The organism is Stenotrophomonas sp. NPDC077421 (assembly GCF_049545505.1).
Taxonomy (GTDB): domain Bacteria; phylum Pseudomonadota; class Gammaproteobacteria; order Xanthomonadales; family Xanthomonadaceae; genus Stenotrophomonas; species Stenotrophomonas nematodicola.
This window is the reverse complement of the sequence record NZ_JBMWDP010000053.1, coordinates 1-17,557: the sequence shown is the minus strand read 5'-3', so window position 1 is coordinate 17,557 and position 17,557 is coordinate 1. Positions and strand designations below refer to the sequence as shown.

The window sequence follows — 17,557 nt, the reverse complement described above, 5'->3', positions numbered from 1 at the left end:
GTTGCCGGTACCTAGGAACTGGGGGGCATGGACCGCGGTGAGAACCTGCAGATCGGCACCTACGACGGCAAGCCGCTGACCACCGAGCTGTCCGGCAACGTCGTCGACGTGTGCCCGGTCGGTGCGCTGACCAACAAGGTGTTCCAGTTCCGCGCCCGTCCGTGGGAACTGACCGCGCGCGAATCGCTGGGCTATCACGACGCGATGGGCTCGAACCTGTTCCTGCACGTGCGTCGCGGCGAAGTGCTGCGCGCGGTGCCGCGCGACAACGAGTCGGTCAACGAATGCTGGCTGTCCGATCGCGACCGCTACTCCCACCAGGGCCTGTACAGCGACGATCGTGCGGTCAAGCCGCTGCGCAAGGTCAACGGCGAGTGGAAGGAAGTGAGCTGGGCTGAAGGCCTGGCCGCCGCCAAGGAGATCTTCGCCGCCCACCAGGGCGACGACCTCGGCGTGCTGGTGCACCCGTCGGCCTCCAACGAGGAAGGCGCGCTGCTGGCGCGACTGGCCAAGGGCCTGGGCACCCCCAACATCGACCACCGCATCAACAACCGCGACTTCTCCGACGCTGCCGTGGCCGAGGTGTTCGGCCTCCCGCTGGCCGAGATCGAAGGCGCGGACAGCATCGTCGTGCTCGGCAGCAACATCCGCCACGAGCTGCCGTTGCTGCACGCCCGCCTGCGCAAGGCACAGACCACGCGCAACGCGAAGATCCACGCGGTCAACCCGGTCGACTTCGACTTCGCCTTCAAGCTGGCCGGCAAGCAGATCGTTGCACCGTCGAAGTTCATCGACGCGCTGGGCAATGCCGAGCTGCGCGAGGCCGTGAAGGGGGCCAACAACGCCGTCCTCATCGTCGGCGCGATCGCCGAGAACCACCCGCAGGCCGCCGCCATCCGCGCCGCCGCGCGCGATTTCGCCGCCGCTACCGGTGCCAGGCTGTGCCGCATCCCGCAGGGCGCCAACGCCGTGGGCCTGGCCCGCGCCGGCGTGCTGCCGACCGGCAAGGACGTCAACGCCATGCTGGCCCAGCCGCGCAAGGCCTATGTCCTGTACGGCATCGAGCCGGGCCTGGACTTTGCCGACGCCGCTGCTGCCCGCAAGGCGCTGGCCGGTGCACAGGTGGTGGCCTTCAGCCAGTTCGCCTGCGCCTCGACCCGCGATGTGGCCGACGTGATCCTGCCGATCGGCGCACTGCCGGAAGTCGACGCCACCCTGACCAACCTCGATGGTCGCGAGCAGACGGCCCGTGCCGGCGGCAAGCTGCCGGGCGAGGCGCGTGAAGGCTGGCGCGTGCTGCGTGCGTTGGGCGGCGAGCTGTCGCTGACCGGTTTCGAGTTCATCGATCTGGCCGGCCTGCGCGCCAGCCTGGCGCCGGTCAGCGTCACCGTTGCGCCGTCCGCCGCCGCGCCGGTCGCTGTGGAAGGCCTGGAAGTGGCCTCGACCGCCGCGATCTACCGCACCGATGCGGTGGTCCGTCGCGCCCAGGCGCTGCAGTCGCACCCGCTCAACAACGCGCCGCGCATCGTGCTCAACGCCGACGACGCAGCCCGCCTGCAGCTGGTTGAAGGGCAGATGGCCAAGGTCGGCACCGATGCCGGTCGCGCCACGCTGCCGGTGGTGGTCGACGCCCGCGTCGCCGCGGGGTCGGTCTGGATTGAATCGGGCCACGGTGCTACCGCGCCGCTGGGTGCCGCACGCGTAACGGTGGTGGCTGCATGAACGAATTGCTGTTGAACGCGGTCGACCCGCTGCACCAGTGGCTGCTGTCGCTGGGCGAGATCGGCGCGCTGGCCTGGATCATCCTGAAGATCCTGGTGATCACCATGCCGGTGATCATCTCGGTGGCCTTCTACGTGGTCTGGGAGCGCAAGCTGATCGGCTGGATGCACGTCCGCCACGGTCCGATGTACGTGGGCATGGGCATCTTCCAGGCCTTCGCCGACGTCTTCAAACTGCTGTTCAAGGAAATCATCCAGCCGGCCAGCTCGCACAAGGCCATGTTCGTGCTGGCACCGCTGATCACCCTGGCGCCGGCCTTCGCGGCGTGGTCGGTGATTCCCTTCGATGCGAAGATCGTGCTGTCCAATGCCAACGCCGGCCTGCTGTATCTGCTGGCGATGACCTCGCTGGGCGTGTACGGCATCATCCTCGCCGGTTGGGCCTCCAACTCGAAGTACGCCTTCCTGGGTGCGATGCGCGCCTCGGCGCAGATGATCAGCTACGAAATCGCGATGGGCTTTGCCCTGGTCGGTGTGATGATCGCCTCGGGCAGCCTCAACCTGAGCAACATCGTGCTGGCCCAGGCCGGCAACGCCGGTCTGTTCGACTGGTTCCTGCTGCCGCTGTTCCCGCTGTTCGTCGTGTACTGGGTGTCCGGCGTGGCCGAAACCAATCGCGCGCCGTTCGACGTGGTGGAAGGCGAGTCGGAAATCGTCGCCGGCCACATGGTCGAGTACTCCGGTGGTGCGTTCGCGCTGTTCTTCCTGGCCGAATACGCCAACATGATCCTGATCAGCTTCCTGATCTCGATCTTCTTCCTCGGCGGCTGGCTGAGCCCGATCCAGGGCTGGGTCACTGCGGACATCTCCCCGTGGATCGACTGGATCTGGAAGGGCGGCTGGCCGTGGCTGCTGCTGAAGGTGTTCTTCTTCGCCAGCTCGTACATCTGGTTCCGTGCCAGCTTCCCGCGCTTCCGTTACGACCAGATCATGCGTCTGGGCTGGAAGGTCTTCATCCCGCTCACCATCGCGTGGATTGCAGTGACGGCGTTGATGGTGTTCTACGGCGTGATCCAGAAGGGCGTCTAAGTGATGAATCGAATTACCCATTACTTCAAAAGCCTGCTGCTCCTCGAGCTGCTCGGGGGGCTGTGGCTGACCCTGAAGTACGCGTTCAAGCCGAAGTACACCCTGATGTACCCGATGGAGAAGTTCCCGCAGTCGCCGCGTTTCCGCGGCCTGCACGCGCTGCGCCGTTACCCCAACGGCGAAGAGCGCTGCATCGCATGCAAGCTGTGCGAAGCAGTGTGCCCGGCGTTGGCGATCACCATCGACTCGGCCAAGCGCGAGGACGGCACCCGCCGCACCACCCGCTACGACATCGATCTGTTCAAGTGCATCTTCTGCGGCTTCTGTGAGGAAAGCTGCCCGGTGGACTCGATCGTCGAGACCCACATCCTCGAGTACCACTTCGAGAATCGTGGCGAGAACATCGTTACCAAGCCGCAGCTGCTGGCCATCGGTGATCGGCTTGAAGCCGAGATCGCCGAGCGTCGCGCCGCCGATGCCGCTTTCCGCTGAGGTCGAATGATGGATTGGGTAAATATCGCTTTCTGGGTCTTCTCCATCGTGGCGGGCATCTCCGCTGCGGCGGTGATCAGCGTGCGCAATCCGGTGTATGCCGTGTTGTGCCTGATCCTGACCTTCTTCTCCGTGGCCTGCATCTGGATTCTGGTGGGCGCCGAGTTCCTGGGCGTGGCCCTGGTGCTGGTGTACGTCGGCGCGGTCATGGTGTTGTTCCTGTTCGTGGTGATGATGCTGGACATCGACGCCTCCAACCTGCGTGAGGGCTGGGTGCGTTACCTGCCGATCGGGCTGGTGGTCGCGGTGACCATGCTGGTGCAGATGCTGGTGCTGATCGGGGTGAAGGGCAGGGCGGTCAATCCGTTCCCGGCCGACAACGCCGCCGCGCTGGCCGCCGACACCTCCAACATCACCTGGCTGGCCCGCAGCCTGTTCACCGAGTACCTGCTGCCGTTCGAGTTCGCTGCCGTCATCCTTACCGTGGCCGTGGTTGCCGCCGTGATGCTGACTCTGCGTCGTCGCAGCGGCCTGAAGACCCAGAACCCGTCCCTGCAGACGATGGTGAAGGGCAGCGATCGCCTGCGCATCGTCAAGATGGACGCGGAAAAGCCGCTGGTGCACACCGTTACCAAGCCGTCGAGCGACGAGGAGGCCAAGCCATGATTACCCTCGGCCATATTCTGGCGCTGGGCGCGCTGCTGTTCTGCATCAGCCTTGCCGGCATCTTCCTCAACCGCAAGAACATCATCGTGCTGCTGATGTCGGTCGAGCTGATGCTGCTGTCGGTCAACATCAATTTCGTCGGGTTCTCGCGGGAACTGGGTGACACGGCCGGACAGCTGTTCGTCTTCTTCATCCTCACCGTGGCCGCGGCCGAGGCCGCCATCGGCCTCGCGATCCTGGTAACCCTGTTCCGTAACCGCCGCACCATCAATGTCGGCGAAGTCGATTCGCTGAAGGGCTGATCCGTAGATGGAAATCACTCTCTCCAAGAGTCTGTTGATCGCAGTGGTGCTTGCACCGCTGTTCGGCAGCATCATCGCTGGCCTGTTCGGTCGCCAGGTGGGTCGCGCTGGCGCGCAGGCGGTCACGATCCTCGGCGTCGCAGTGAGCTGCGTCCTTTCCAGCTATGTCCTGTACATGCTGCTGTGGGGCGGCGCCCAGCCGTACAACGAAAACGTCTACACGTTCTTCGAAGTGGGCCGCTATTCCGCCCATGTCGGCTTCATGGTCGACAAGCTGACCGCCATGATGATGGTCGTGGTGACCTTCGTGTCGTTCCTGGTGCACGTGTACACCATCGGCTACATGCAGGATGACCCGGGCTACCAGCGGTTCTTCAGCTACATCTCGCTGTTCACCTTCTCGATGCTCACCCTGGTGATGAGCAACAACTTCCTGCAGCTGTTCTTCGGCTGGGAAGCGGTGGGTCTGGTGTCGTACCTGCTGATCGGCTTCTGGTTCAAGCGCCCGACGGCGATCTTCGCCAACATGAAGGCGTTCCTGGTCAACCGCGTCGGCGACTTCGGCTTCATCCTCGGCATCGCCGGTGTGATGTGGGTGTTCGGCACCCTGGACTACGCCACGGTGTTCGCCAATGCCCCGCTGCTGGCACAGCCGGAGATGGCGCTGCAGGTGTGGTCGGGTTCGATCAGCCTGTTCGGCCAGAGCTACCAGCTGATGAACGAGCCGGTCATCTGGTCGATCGCCACCATCATCTGCATCTGCCTGTTCATCGGTGCGATGGGCAAGTCGGCCCAGGTGCCGCTGCACGTCTGGCTGCCGGACTCGATGGAAGGCCCGACCCCGATCTCGGCGCTGATCCATGCCGCCACGATGGTCACGGCGGGCATCTTCATGGTCACCCGCATGTCGCCGCTGTTCGAGCTGTCGCAGACCGCGCTGAACTTCGTGCTGTTCATCGGTGCCACCACCGCGTTCTTCACCGGCCTGATCGGCATCGTGCAGAACGACATCAAGCGCGTTGTCGCGTACTCCACGCTGTCCCAGCTGGGCTACATGACCGTGGCGCTGGGCGTGTCGGCTTACTCGGCCGCCGTGTTCCATCTGATGACCCACGCCTTCTTCAAGGCGCTGCTGTTCCTCGGCGCGGGTTCGGTGATCATCGCCATGCACCACGAGCAGGACATGCGCAGGATGGGCGGGCTGCGCAAGTACCTGCCGGTCACGTTCGTGACCATGTGGATCGGCACCCTGGCCCTGGTCGGTACGCCGTTCTTCTCCGGCTTCTACTCCAAGGACACCATCATCGAGGCCGCGCAGCACCACGCGCACGTGTCGTCGAGCTGGGTGGCGACCTACGGTTACTGGGCGGTGCTGGGTGGCGTGATCGTCACCAGCTTCTACAGCTTCCGTCTGCTGTTCCTGACCTTCCACGGCAAGGAACGCTTCCGCGATGCGCATGACGACCACGGTCACGGCCATGACGATCATCATGCGGCCCATGCCGACCATCACGCTGCTGCCGACGCGCACGCTGCCGATGCACACCATGACGACCACGGTCACGGCCACGGTCCGCACGAGCCTCACGAGGCTCCGTGGGTGGTCACGCTGCCGCTGATCCTGCTGGCGATTCCCTCGATCGTGATCGGCTTCTTCAGCATCGGTCCGATGCTGTACGGCACCGGCTGGTCGGGCGACCACGCCGAGCATGCCATCCCGGGCCAGGTGCATTCGTTCTTCACCGGCATCGTCGACTTCTACAATCCGGCGCGCGACACCATCGGTGCGCTGGCCGAAGAGTTCCACGGTCCGGTCGCCTTCGCGATCCACGGCATGATGGCGCCTGCGTTCTTCCTGACCGTGGCCGGTTTCCTGCTGGCGGTGCTGTTCTACCTGTGGAAGCCGGAGCTGGCGGGCAAGGCCCGCACGACCTTCGCGCCGCTGGTGTCGGTGCTGGAGAACAAGTACGGTTTCGACAAGCTCTGGATCGGCGGTTTCGCCGGTGGCGGCATCAAGCTGGGCAAGGTTTCGCGCGCGATCGACACGAATGTCGTCGATGGTGTGGTGGTCAACGGTTCGGCACGCCTGATCGATCTGGCGGCCAACCTGCTGCGTCGCACCCAATCCGGTTTCCTCTATCACTACGCCTTCGCGATGATCATCGGCCTGATTGCCCTCCTGGGCGTCCTGATGCATTACCTGCGTTGATGACCTGTACGGAATAAGAAGACGTGTCGAACTGGCCCCTACTCAGTGTTCTCATCTGGCTGCCGATCATCGGCGGTGCCCTGATCCTTGCCATCCGTGACGCCCAAACCGCCCGCTGGGCGTCGCTGGGGGTGGCGGTGCTGACCTTCGTGGCCAGCCTGTCGCTGCTCAGCGGCTACGACGTGGCCAACGACGCGCTGCAGTTCGTCGAAACCCGCGCCTGGATCCCGTCCTACAAGATCGGCTACAACCTTGGCGTCGACGGCATCGCCATCGCGCTGATCCTGTTGACCACACTGGTCTCGGTGCTCGCGCTGATCGGTGCCTGGAGCGCGATTGACAAGCGCGTCAACCAGTACGTGGCCGCCTTCCTGATCCTGGAAGGCGTCACGGTCGGCATCTTCGCCGCGACCGACGCGATGCTGTTCTACGTGTTCTTCGAAGCGATGCTGATCCCGATGTTCCTGATCATCGGCGTCTGGGGCGGCCCGCGTCGCATCTACGCGGCGATGAAGTTCTTCCTGTACACCTTCCTCGGCTCGGTGCTGATGCTGGTGGCGCTGATCTACCTGTACCTGAAGGGCGGCAGCTTCCAGCTGGCCGACCTGTACCAGCTGCAGCTGTCGGCTGCCGAGCAGACCTGGATCTTCTTCGCCTTCCTGATCGCCTTCGCGGTCAAGGTGCCGATGTTCCCGGTGCACACCTGGCTGCCGGATGCCCACGTGGAAGCGCCGACCGCCGGTTCGGTGATCCTGGCCGCCATCGCGCTGAAGATTGGCGGGTACGGTTTCCTCCGCTTCAACCTGCCGATCGTCCCGGACGCGTCGCAGGAATGGGCGTGGCTGGTCATCGCCCTGTCGCTGATCGCCGTGATCTACGTCGGCCTGGTCGCCCTGGTGCAGGACGACATGAAGAAGCTGATCGCGTATTCGTCGATCGCGCACATGGGCTTTGTCACGCTGGGCACCTTCATCGCCCTGTGGCTGGTGCGCGACGCCGGCAACCCGGACGCCGCGCGTCTGGGCCTGCAGGGCGCGATGGTGCAGATGGTCTCGCACGGTTTCGTGTCGGGTGCGATGTTCTCCTGCGTCGGCGTCCTGTACGACCGCATGCACAGCCGCCGCATCGCCGATTACGGCGGCGTGGTCAACGTGATGCCGTGGTTCGCCACCTTTGCCATGCTGTTCTTCATGGCCAATGCGGGCCTGCCGGGTACCAGCGGTTTCGTCGGCGAGTTCATGATCATCATGGCCAGTTTCCAGCGCAATCCGTGGCTGGCACTGGGCGCGGCCACCACGTTGGTGATCACCGCGGCCTATACGCTGTGGCTGTACAAGCGCGTGTTCTTCGGTGAAGTGGCCAATGCCCATGTCGCCGAACTGAAGGACATCAACGGTCGCGAGTGGCTGGTGCTGGGTGTGTTTGCCGTGGGCACGCTTGCCCTGGGCCTGTACCCCAAGCCGCTGACCGACCTGATGGAGCCCTCGATCGCGAAGCTGGCGATGCAGATCGCATCCAGCAAGCTGCTGTAATCGGGCCGTCGAGAGTATTGATTCCAGGATTTGATGATGACCACCTCGCCGCTGTTGCCACTGACCGCCGCCGACCTGCCGCCGCTCGCTCCCGAGCTGGTGCTGATTGGCAGCGCCTTCACCTTGTTGATCCTGGATCTGTTCATCAGCGAAAAGAACAAGATCTGGACCCACCTGTTCTCGGTCGCCGCGCTGGGCGTGGTGCTGTTCATGCTCGCCACCGGCGTGGGCGGGCAGGGCGAGGTGTTCCACGGCATGTTTGTCCGCGATACCGCGGCCGACGTGATGAAGACCGTGATCGTGCTCTGCAGTGGCCTGACCCTGGTCTACGGCTGGAGCTACCTGCGCGAGCGCAAGCTGTTCCAGGGTGAGATTCCGGTGCTGATCCTGTTCGGCACCGCCGGCATGATGATCCTGGTCTCGGCCGGCAGCCTGCTGATGGTCTACCTGGGCCTGGAACTGCTGGCGCTGTGCTCCTACGCACTGGTGGCCAGCAACCGTGAGAACGGCCTGGCCTCCGAAGCGGCGATGAAGTACATCGTGCTGGGCTCGCTGGCCTCCGGTCTGCTGCTGTACGGCATGTCGCTGATCTACGGTGCCACCGGCTCGCTGCACCTGGACGTGATCCACGCGGCGATTCCGCATTCGGAAGAGAAGATGCTGCTGCTGACCGGCGCGGTCTTCATGATTGCCGGCGTGGCGTTCAAGCTGGGCGCGGCCCCGTTCCACATGTGGCTGCCCGACGTGTACCAGGGCGCTCCGGCCCCGGTCGCGCTGTTCATCAGCTCGGCCCCGAAGCTGGCCGCGTTCGGCATGGCCTACCGTCTGCTGGAAGTGGGCGTGGGCCCGCTGTCCGACGAGTGGAAGTACCTGATCGGTGGCCTGGCCGCACTGTCGCTGGTGGTCGGCAACCTGATGGCGATCGCCCAGACCAACCTCAAGCGCATGCTGGCGTACTCGACCGTGTCGCACATCGGCTTCCTGCTGCTCGGCATCGCCGGCGGTGGCGAGGAGGGCTACGCGGCGGCGCTGTTCTATGCCCTGAGCTACGCGATCATGTCGACCGCCGGCTTCGGCGCGATCACCGCGCTGTCCCGCAGCGGCTTCGAGGCCGAGAACATCAATGACTTCAAGGGTCTGAACGCGCGCAACCCGTGGATGGCCGGCCTGGTGCTGTGCATCATGGCGTCGATGGCCGGCATTCCTCCGTTCCTGGGCTTCTGGACCAAGTTGGCCGTGCTGGGCGCGGCGATCAACGGTGGCATGCTGTGGCTGGCGATCCTGGGTGTGTTGTGCGCGGTGGTGGGCTGCTTCTATTACCTGCGCGTCATCAAGGTAATGTACTTCGATGAGCCGGTGGGCGAGCCGCTGCCGGCCAACAACGACCGTGTGCTGGGCGTGGTGCTGGGCGTGAATGCCTTGGCGCTGCTGGCGCTCGGCCTGGCCTGGAACCCGATCATGGTCTGGTGCCAGCAGGCATTTGCACATCTTGCGTAAAAAACGATACAAAACTGCGCAATTAGTGTAATATTCGTTTCCTGAGTTGTTGATGCAGCGGTTTCGCCAGAATATCGTTGCGGTAGGTTCCCGTTCTTGGTGGCCAACCAACTCATCCGCTACTGCTGCGGGGTGGAGCAGTCTGGCAGCTCGTCGGGCTCATAACCCGAAGGTCGCAGGTTCAAATCCTGCCCCCGCTACCATATCGACCCGGTGAAAATCGGGTGGTGGACGAATCAGGCGATCCCGGCAACGGGGTCGCCTTTTTCGTTGCAGGGATCGGCAGCGATGCCCTGGTGTTTTAAAAGGGGTTGCGCGGGAGTGAAAACTCCCTTACAATTCCGCTTCTGCTGCGGGGTGGAGCAGTCTGGCAGCTCGTCGGGCTCATAACCCGAAGGTCGCAGGTTCAAATCCTGCCCCCGCTACCACAGAAAATCTGCAATGCAGATGCAGTAGACGAAAAAGCGATTCCGGGGACGGGGTCGCTTTTTTCGTTGCTGGAATCCGCTTCTTTGGGGCGGCACAGGGGCGCAGGAGCCGGACGGGTGCGTCGATGACCCGAGGCCGGCTGCTTCGTCTGTTGCCCGGTTCAGGTTCCGCAATGGCCACCCTGCAACTGCCCCAGGCCATTGCACCAGCGCGGTGCACCGGCTATCATCAGTGGCTTGGCGGACTGTTCATGCGCATCCTTTCAACGGACGTGAATGTGGCCCGCTACCGGCTTCCAGGAACGGCACCCTGTAACCAGGTCGCCGTGACCCCCCGGAAGGCTGGGCTCGCAGGAACATGCACCGCGTGTGTTCCCGCTACCGGAATCCAGCATGACCGGAGTTGTACCGGACAAGGGGCCCAGCGGGCCCTTTGTTGTTTCCGGAATGTGGCCAGGGGTGTTGGGCCGGCGCGACTGGCCACGCCAGTATCTCTTTCAACGAATCAAGGCAGACTGTGAGCGACAAGGCAACCGAAATCGCGAATCTGCTCGCCCCCACCGTTCAGTCGCTGGGTCTCGAGCTGCTGGGCGTGGAGTATCTGACTGCCCCGGGCGGTGCGACCCTGCGCCTGTACATCGACGTGCCGCTGGCCGAACAGCCCGAGCGCATCGTCAACATCGACGACTGCGAGCGCGTCAGCCGTGAAGTGTCCGCGCAGCTGGACGTGGAAGACCCGATCAGCGCCAACTACACGCTGGAAGTCTCCTCGCCGGGCGTGGATCGTCCGTTGTTCACGGGTGAGCAGTTCGAACGCGCCATCGGCGAATCCGCCAAGGTGACGCTGAAGCTGCCGCAGGACGGCCGTCGCCGTCTGCAGGGCGAGATTCTCGCCGTGGATCTGGAACAGGGTACGGTCACCTTCAAGGTCGACAATGCCCCGTTCACCGCCGATGTCGAGAACATCGACAAGGCACGCATCATGCCGGACTGGGCCGCCCTCGGCCTCGCTCCGACCAAACCGACTGGCCCGGCGCCCAAGCAGGGTGGCAAGGCGAACAAGAAACCATCCAACGAGCCGGCGGCCAAGAAGCCGCGCGCGGAGTGAGCCAATGAGCAAGGAACTTTTGCTGGTAGTGGATGCGGTCGCCAATGAAAAGGGCGTTCCGCGTGAAGTGATCTTCGAGGCCATCGAGGCTGCACTGGCGTCGGCCGCGAAGAAGCGTTATCCGGACCAGGAAGTGCTGGCCCGTGTGTCGATCGACCACAAGGACGGCAACTACGAAACCTTCCGCCGCTGGGAAGTGGTGGCCGATGACGTGGTGATGGAGTCCCCGGATCGCCAGATCCGCCTGATGGATGCCATCGACGAAGCCGACGGCGTTGAAGTCGGCGACTACATCGAAGAGCAGATCGAGAACCCGGACTTCGGCCGTATCGCCGCACAGGCTGCCAAGCAGGTCATCGTCCAGCGCGTGCGCGAAGCCGAACGCCAGCAGGTCGTCGATGCGTGGAAGGATCGCGTTGGCGAGCTGGTCACCGGTGTGGTCAAGCGCGCCGAGCGCGGCAACATCTATGTGGACCTGGGCGGCAACGCCGAGGCCTTCATTCCGAAGGACAAGGGCATTCCGCGCGACGTGCTGCGCGCTGGCGACCGCGTGCGCGGTTACCTGGCCGAGGTCCGTTCGGAACCGCGTGGCCCGCAGCTGTTCATCAGCCGCGCCGCGCCGGAATTCATGATCGAGCTGTTCAAGCTCGAAGTGCCGGAAGTCGGCCAGGGCCTGGTCGAGATCAAGGCCTGCGCCCGCGATCCGGGCGACCGCGCCAAGATCGCCGTGCTGGCCCACGACGCGCGCACCGATCCGATCGGCGCCTGCATCGGCATGCGCGGTTCGCGCGTGCAGGCCGTATCCAACGAGCTCAACGGTGAGCGCGTGGACATCGTGCTGTGGAACGAAAACCCCGCCAACTTCGTCATCAACGCGATGGCGCCGGCGGAAGTGCAGTCGATTATCGTCGATGAAGAAAAGCATTCGATGGACCTGGCCGTGGCGGAAGAGCGCCTGGCCCAGGCGATCGGCAAGGGCGGCCAGAACGTGCGCCTTGCCAGCCGCCTGACCGGTTGGCAGCTCAATGTGATGACCCAGGACCAGGTGACCGCCAAGTCCGAGGCAGAGCAGGGCGTTGCCCGTCAGCTGTTCATGGACAAGCTGGAAGTGGATGAAGAAATCGCCGCCATCCTGGTGACCGAAGGCTTCAACACCGTGGAAGAAATCGCCTACGTCCCGGTCGGCGAACTGCTGGCCGTGGAAGGCTTCGACGAAGACATCGTCGAAGAGCTGCGTGCCCGTGCCCGCGATGCGCTGCTCAACGAAGCGCTGGCGGTGGAAGAGGGTCTGGAAGATGGTTCGCCGTCCGAAGACCTGCTCGCCCTGGAAGGCATGGACGAGGCGACTGCCTACGCCCTGGCCGGTCATGGCGTGCGAACCAGTGAGGACCTGTCGGACCTGGCCGCCGACGAGATCCTCGAGTTCGGTATCGAGGACCTGGACCAGGAGCGCGCCGCCGCTCTGATCCTGGCCGCCCGAGCCGAGGAGATCGCCCGCTTGGAGCGCGGCGAATGAGCCAGCGATGAACAGTGCCCTGACCCGATCAGGGCTTAGACTCCGCGCTGCCTTCGCACGTTTCGAGGGAGCGCCAACCAGATCATAGGATCCGAATGTCGCAGCAAACCACCATCCGCAAGCTTGCCGAACTGGTCAACACTCCGGTCGATAAACTGCTTGTACAGCTTGCCGAAGCCGGCATGAAGTTCAGCGGTCCCGACCAGGTCGTGACCAGCACCGAGAAGGTGAAGCTCCTGGGCTTCCTTCGTCGTTCGCACGGCAAGACCGAGCAGCCCGTCGAGAGCACCGACGAGGCCGCCAAGAAGATCACCCTCAACCGTCGCAAGTTGCAGGAAGTGACCGTCAGCGCCGGCCGCAGCAAGACCACCGTCAATGTTGAAGTGCGCCAGAAGCGCACCTACACCAAGGACAGCAGTGGCAAGGCGATGACGCCGGATGAGGAGCGCGCCGACATCCTGCGCAAGCTGGAGGAATCCCGCCAGCGCAATCTGGACGAGCAGCGCGCACTGGCCGAGAAGGACCGTGCGCGCGACGAAGAAATCGCCCGCAAGCGTCAGGAAGAAATCGACGCCAAGGAACGTGCCGAAGCCGAGCGCAAGGCGGCCGAAGCCGCTGCCGAAGCGGCCAGGAATGCACCGCCCGCACCGGCCCCGGCTGCAGCCAAGCCTGCCGCCGCCGATGCGCCGGCCCGTGGTCCGCGTCCGTCCGCTCCGTCGGCTGCGCGTCCGGCACCGCGTGCGGACGACCGCAACTCGAACAACAACAATCGCCCGGGCGCCAAGCGCGACGACGATGGCGGCAACCGCTTTGCCGGCCAGCTGCATCTGTCGGCCGCCGATCGTGCCCGCCGCGGCAACAACAGCAACTCGCGCGGTCGTCCGACCGGGCGCGTGCAGCACGGTGGCCGTCGCGACAGCAACCAGTCGCGCAGCGGCGGTGGTGCACATGGTTTCGAACGTCCGGTCGCCCCGATCGTGCGTGACGTCACCATCGGCGACACCATCACCGTGGCCGATCTGGCCCAGAAGCTGGCGGTCAAGGGCGGCGACGTGGTCAAGGCGCTGTTCAAGATGGGCGTCATGGCGACCATCACCCAGACCATCGACCACGATACCGCTGCGCTGGTGACCGAGGAACTCGGCCACAACGTGATCCGTGCCAACACCAACGACGCCGAGGACGCGCTGCTGGCGCTGGCCGGCGGCAACCAGGGCGAGCCGGTGGCACGTCCGCCGGTGGTCACCATCATGGGCCACGTCGACCACGGCAAGACCTCGCTGCTGGATTACATCCGCCGCACCAAGGTCGCCACGGGCGAAGCCGGTGGCATCACCCAGCACATCGGTGCTTACCACGTTGAAACGCCGAAGGGCGTGATCAGCTTCCTGGATACCCCGGGCCACGCGGCGTTTACGTCCATGCGTGCCCGCGGTGCCAAGCTGACCGACATCGTGGTGCTGGTGGTGGCGGCCGACGACGGTGTCATGCCGCAGACCAAGGAAGCCATCCAGCACGCCCGTTCGGCGGGTGTGCCGCTGATCGTGGCGATCAACAAGATCGACAAGTCCGGCGCCGATCCGATGCGTGTCAAGAACGAGCTGCTCACCGAGCAGGTCGTGTCCGAAGACTTCGGTGGCGACACCCAGATGGTCGAGATTTCGGCCAAGGCGGGCCTGGGCATCGACGACCTGCTCGACGCGATTTCGATCCAGGCCGAACTGCTGGAGCTGAAGGCCGTGGCCGATGGCCGCGCCAGCGGCGTGGTCATCGAGTCCTCGCTGGACAAGGGCCGTGGCCCGATCGCCACCGTGCTGGTGCAGCAGGGTTCGCTGAAGAAGGGCGACTACCTGGTCTGCGGTATCCAGTATGGCCGCGTGCGCGCCCTGTTCGACGAAACCGGCAAGCAGCCGGACCAGGCGGGTCCGTCGATTCCGGTGCAGGTGCTGGGTCTGTCCGGCGTGCCGGATGCAGGCGACGACTTCGTCGTGGTCGAGGACGAGCGTCTGGCCAAGGACGTCGCGCAGCAGCGCGAAACCAAGCGCCGTGAATCGCGCCTGGTGCAGTCGGCCGGCAGCCGCATGGAAGACATCATGGCGACCCTGGGCAAGGGCGATGGCCAGCAGGTGCTGAACCTGGTGATCAAGGCCGACGTGCAGGGTTCGGTGCAGGCGCTGAGCCAGGCACTGGTGGCGCTGTCCAACGAAGACATCCGCATCAACGTGATCCACTCCGGTGTGGGCGGCATCACCGAGTCGGACGCCAACTCGGCGGTCGCTTCGAAGGCCACCGTGATCGGCTTCAACGTGCGTGCCGACGCCTCCGCGCGTCGCATCATCGAATCCAACGGCGTGGACCTGCGTTACTTCTCGATCATCTATGACGTGATCGATCAGGTGAAGCAGGTGGCGTCCGGTCTGCTCGGCGTGGAAATCCGCGAAGAGATCATCGGTATCGCCCAGGTGCGCGACGTGTTCCGCAGTTCCAAGTTCGGTGCGGTGGCCGGTTGCATGGTCATCGAAGGTACGGTCAAGCGCAGCAAGCCGATCCGCGTCCTGCGCGACAGCGTGGTGGTGTTCGAAGGCGAGCTGGAATCGCTGCGTCGCTTCAAGGAGAACGTCGAGGAAGTCCGCAACGGTACCGAATGCGGTATCGGCGTGAAGGCTTACAACGACGTCAAGCCGGGCGACCAGATCGAGTGCTTCGAGCGTATCGAAGTGCCGCGTACCCTGTAATGGGGAACAGGGCCCGGCCAACGGTCGGGCCCTGTCAAATTTCCGGGTGGCGACCGTGGGTCGTGACCCGCTTATCCGAACATTGAAGAGCGTCTCGTGCCAAAAACCTTCCATCGAACCGACCGTGTTTCCGCCCAGATCCGCCGTGAGCTGGGTACGCTCGTGCACAATCTGGTGCGTGTGCACGGCTTGCCCTCGGTGAGCGTTTCCGACGTCGAAATCACCCGTGACATGGCCCATGCCAAGATCTTCGTCACCGCGCTGATGCCCGAACGTTCGGCAGAGGCGATGAAGGGTCTGAAGGAGCTGGCCTGGGAGCTGCGCATGGATCTGGCCAAGGCCATGAAGCTGCGCCACGTTCCCGAGCTGCACTTCCACTACGACGATTCGGTGGACCGCGGCGAGCGCATCGACAACATCCTGCGTGATCTGCCCGATACGCTGGCGGCCGAGAAGAGCCGCGACGTGCAGGGCGACGACGCCGATGACGCGGATGACGCCGCGCCGGCCGACAAGGCCTGACGCCACCCGATACAGCCCCGGGCCACGCCCGGTGGGCCGCGTTGCGCGCGGCAATGATCGACGACACGAGCAGCCGGGCAACGCCTGGCTCTACGGTGATATTCCATGACCCGAATTACGTTCCGTCGCCTGGACGGCCTCCTGCTGCTCGACAAACCGGGTGGCATGAGCTCCAACGCGGCGCTGCAGATCGCACGACGCCTGTTCCGTGCCGAGAAGGGCGGCCATACCGGCAGCCTGGATCCACTGGCCACCGGGCTGCTGCCGCTGTGCTTCGGCGAGGCGACCAAGATCGCGGGGTTGCTGCTTGGTTCGGCCAAGGCGTATGACGCCGAGGTCGTGCTGGGCCAGACCACCGACACCGACGATGCCGATGGCGTCGTGCTGCGTGAGCGGCCGGTACCGCCCATCAGCGCCGAGGCGCTGGACGCCGCGCTGGCGCCGCTGCGTGGACGCATCCGTCAGCGTGCCCCGATCTACTCCGCACTCAAGCAGGGGGGCGAGCCGCTGTACGTGAAGGCGCGCCGTGGCGACGCGATCGAAGCGCCCGAGCGGGAGGTGGAGGTGCATGCCATCGACGTGCTGGCGCAGCGGCCGACCCGGTTGACCCTGCGCGTGACCTGCGGCTCGGGTACGTACATCCGCAGCCTGGCCCGCGACTTGGGCGAAACCCTGGGGTGCGGGGCACATATCGCCGGTCTGCGGCGCCTGTGGGTGGACCCGTTCCGCGAGGCGCCGATGGTGACCCTGGACACCCTGCGGGCGATGGCCGCCCAGGGGGATGAAGCCGGCATGGAGCGCCTGCTGCTGCCGCTGGCCGACGGTCTGGCGCATTACCCCCGGGTGACGCTGGATGCTGAACAGGCGGCCCGCTTCTGCGTGGGCCAGCGCCAGCGTGGCGAAGGCTGGCCAACCGGGCTGGTAGTCGTGTACGGCCCGGAGGACGCCATTCAGGGTCTGGGACAGGTTGATGCCAGTGGACTGCTGGCCTCCCAGCGCCGTTTCAACCTCTGACCGCCGGTCCGCCAGCCCACCCTGGTCCTTGTCCCGGACGGCCGCGACCGTTACAATTTCGCGGCCTTTTCAGGCTTCCCGCCTTGCGCGGGTTCATCCTTTCGTTCACGGCGAGTCGCGCGGTACGTCAATGGGACGTTTCTGCGGGCCACGCATCCAAGAGAAAATACAATGTCGATCGACACCCAGAAGGTCATTGAAGACAACAAGCGCAGCTCGGCTGACACCGGCTCCCCGGAAGTCCAGGTTGCCCTGCTGACCGCCCGCATCGAACTGCTGACCGGCCACTTCAAGACCCACAAGAAGGATCACCACAGCCGTCGTGGTCTGCTGCAGATGGTCAACCGTCGCCGCAGCCTGCTCGACTACCTGAAGAAGAAGGATGGCGTGCGTTACAAGGCCCTGATCGAAAAGCTCGGCCTGCGTCGCTAAGCAGGAATCCCAACCGCGGCGCAGGAATGCGCCGCGGTTTTGTTTTGGTAGTACCGCATCAAACGCCTGGACCGGACCACCGGTCACCCGTCGGCGGCAAGGGTCGCCCGCGGTCCATTCGAAGAAAGCATCATCCCAAGGACATCCCCCGTGGCAAAAATCACCAAAACCTTCCAGTACGGCAAGCACACCGTCACGCTTGAAACCGGCGAAATCGCCCGTCAGGCCGGTGGCGCCGTCATCGTCAAGTTCGACGACACCGTGCTGCTGGTCTCCGCCGTGGCTGCCAAGAGC

Annotated in this window: 13 protein-coding genes, 2 tRNA genes and 1 pseudogene; all 16 read left to right on the top strand. The window is 64.6% G+C overall.

Going from position 1 to position 17,557, the window contains the following annotated elements; translation table 11 throughout:
• Positions 1 to 15: 15 nt before the first annotated feature.
• A pseudogene (locus ACPEH1_RS19200) lies at positions 16 to 1,722 on the top strand (molybdopterin-dependent oxidoreductase); the annotation flags it as partial.
• Entirely contained in the window at positions 1,719 to 2,810 is a 1,092-nt protein-coding gene (gene nuoH / locus ACPEH1_RS19195; RefSeq protein WP_017355929.1) for an NADH-quinone oxidoreductase subunit NuoH, read from the top strand. The pseudogene ACPEH1_RS19200 and the gene nuoH, both read left to right, overlap by 4 nt.
• A gap of 3 nt (positions 2,811 to 2,813) precedes the next feature.
• Complete coding sequence (nuoI, locus tag ACPEH1_RS19190; RefSeq protein ID WP_017355930.1) at positions 2,814 to 3,302, top strand: NADH-quinone oxidoreductase subunit NuoI; 489 nt, start codon at positions 2,814 to 2,816, stop codon at positions 3,300 to 3,302.
• 6 nt (positions 3,303 to 3,308) lie between these two features.
• The gene (locus ACPEH1_RS19185; RefSeq protein ID WP_017355931.1) at positions 3,309 to 3,968 is read left to right on the top strand and encodes an NADH-quinone oxidoreductase subunit J; all 660 of its coding nucleotides are present in this window, start codon (positions 3,309 to 3,311) and stop codon (positions 3,966 to 3,968) included.
• Entirely contained in the window at positions 3,965 to 4,270 is a 306-nt protein-coding gene (gene nuoK / locus ACPEH1_RS19180; RefSeq protein ID WP_017355932.1) for an NADH-quinone oxidoreductase subunit NuoK, read from the top strand. The genes ACPEH1_RS19185 and nuoK overlap by 4 nt, the downstream gene beginning before the upstream one ends.
• A 7-nt stretch (positions 4,271 to 4,277) precedes the next feature.
• The gene (nuoL, locus tag ACPEH1_RS19175; RefSeq protein ID WP_136003218.1) at positions 4,278 to 6,479 is read left to right on the top strand and encodes an NADH-quinone oxidoreductase subunit L; all 2,202 of its coding nucleotides are present in this window, start codon (positions 4,278 to 4,280) and stop codon (positions 6,477 to 6,479) included.
• Positions 6,480 to 6,502: 23 nt separating this feature from the next.
• Complete coding sequence (locus ACPEH1_RS19170) at positions 6,503 to 8,011, top strand: NADH-quinone oxidoreductase subunit M (RefSeq protein ID WP_017355934.1); 1,509 nt, start codon at positions 6,503 to 6,505, stop codon at positions 8,009 to 8,011.
• A gap of 36 nt (positions 8,012 to 8,047) precedes the next feature.
• A complete protein-coding gene (gene nuoN, locus ACPEH1_RS19165) occupies positions 8,048 to 9,508 on the top strand; it encodes an NADH-quinone oxidoreductase subunit NuoN (protein ID WP_423716219.1) in 1,461 nt (486 codons plus the stop codon).
• Positions 9,509 to 9,634: 126 nt separating this feature from the next.
• Positions 9,635 to 9,711 (top strand) — tRNA-Met (locus ACPEH1_RS19160).
• Positions 9,712 to 9,859: 148 nt separating this feature from the next.
• Positions 9,860 to 9,936, top strand: a tRNA-Met gene (locus ACPEH1_RS19155).
• A 517-nt stretch (positions 9,937 to 10,453) separates the two neighbouring features.
• Positions 10,454 to 11,044, top strand: coding sequence for a ribosome maturation factor RimP (gene rimP, locus ACPEH1_RS19150; RefSeq protein WP_017355936.1), 591 nt, complete (start codon positions 10,454 to 10,456; stop codon positions 11,042 to 11,044).
• 4 nt (positions 11,045 to 11,048) lie between these two features.
• Positions 11,049 to 12,560: a transcription termination factor NusA gene (gene nusA / locus ACPEH1_RS19145; protein WP_017355937.1), complete on the top strand. Its 1,512-nt coding sequence runs from the start codon at positions 11,049 to 11,051 to the stop codon at positions 12,558 to 12,560.
• A gap of 95 nt (positions 12,561 to 12,655) precedes the next feature.
• Positions 12,656 to 15,295: a translation initiation factor IF-2 gene (infB, locus tag ACPEH1_RS19140; RefSeq protein ID WP_017355938.1), complete on the top strand. Its 2,640-nt coding sequence runs from the start codon at positions 12,656 to 12,658 to the stop codon at positions 15,293 to 15,295.
• A 96-nt stretch (positions 15,296 to 15,391) separates the two neighbouring features.
• Entirely contained in the window at positions 15,392 to 15,817 is a 426-nt protein-coding gene (gene rbfA / locus ACPEH1_RS19135; RefSeq protein ID WP_136003220.1) for a 30S ribosome-binding factor RbfA, read from the top strand.
• Positions 15,818 to 15,922: 105 nt separating this feature from the next.
• Positions 15,923 to 16,831, top strand: a complete 909-nt coding sequence (gene truB / locus ACPEH1_RS19130) for a tRNA pseudouridine(55) synthase TruB (RefSeq protein WP_423716218.1) — start codon at positions 15,923 to 15,925, stop codon at positions 16,829 to 16,831.
• A gap of 171 nt (positions 16,832 to 17,002) precedes the next feature.
• On the top strand, positions 17,003 to 17,263 hold the full coding sequence (gene rpsO / locus ACPEH1_RS19125; RefSeq protein WP_017355941.1) for a 30S ribosomal protein S15: 261 nt from the start codon (positions 17,003 to 17,005) through the stop codon (positions 17,261 to 17,263).
• The last annotated feature ends 294 nt before the right edge of the window (positions 17,264 to 17,557 follow it).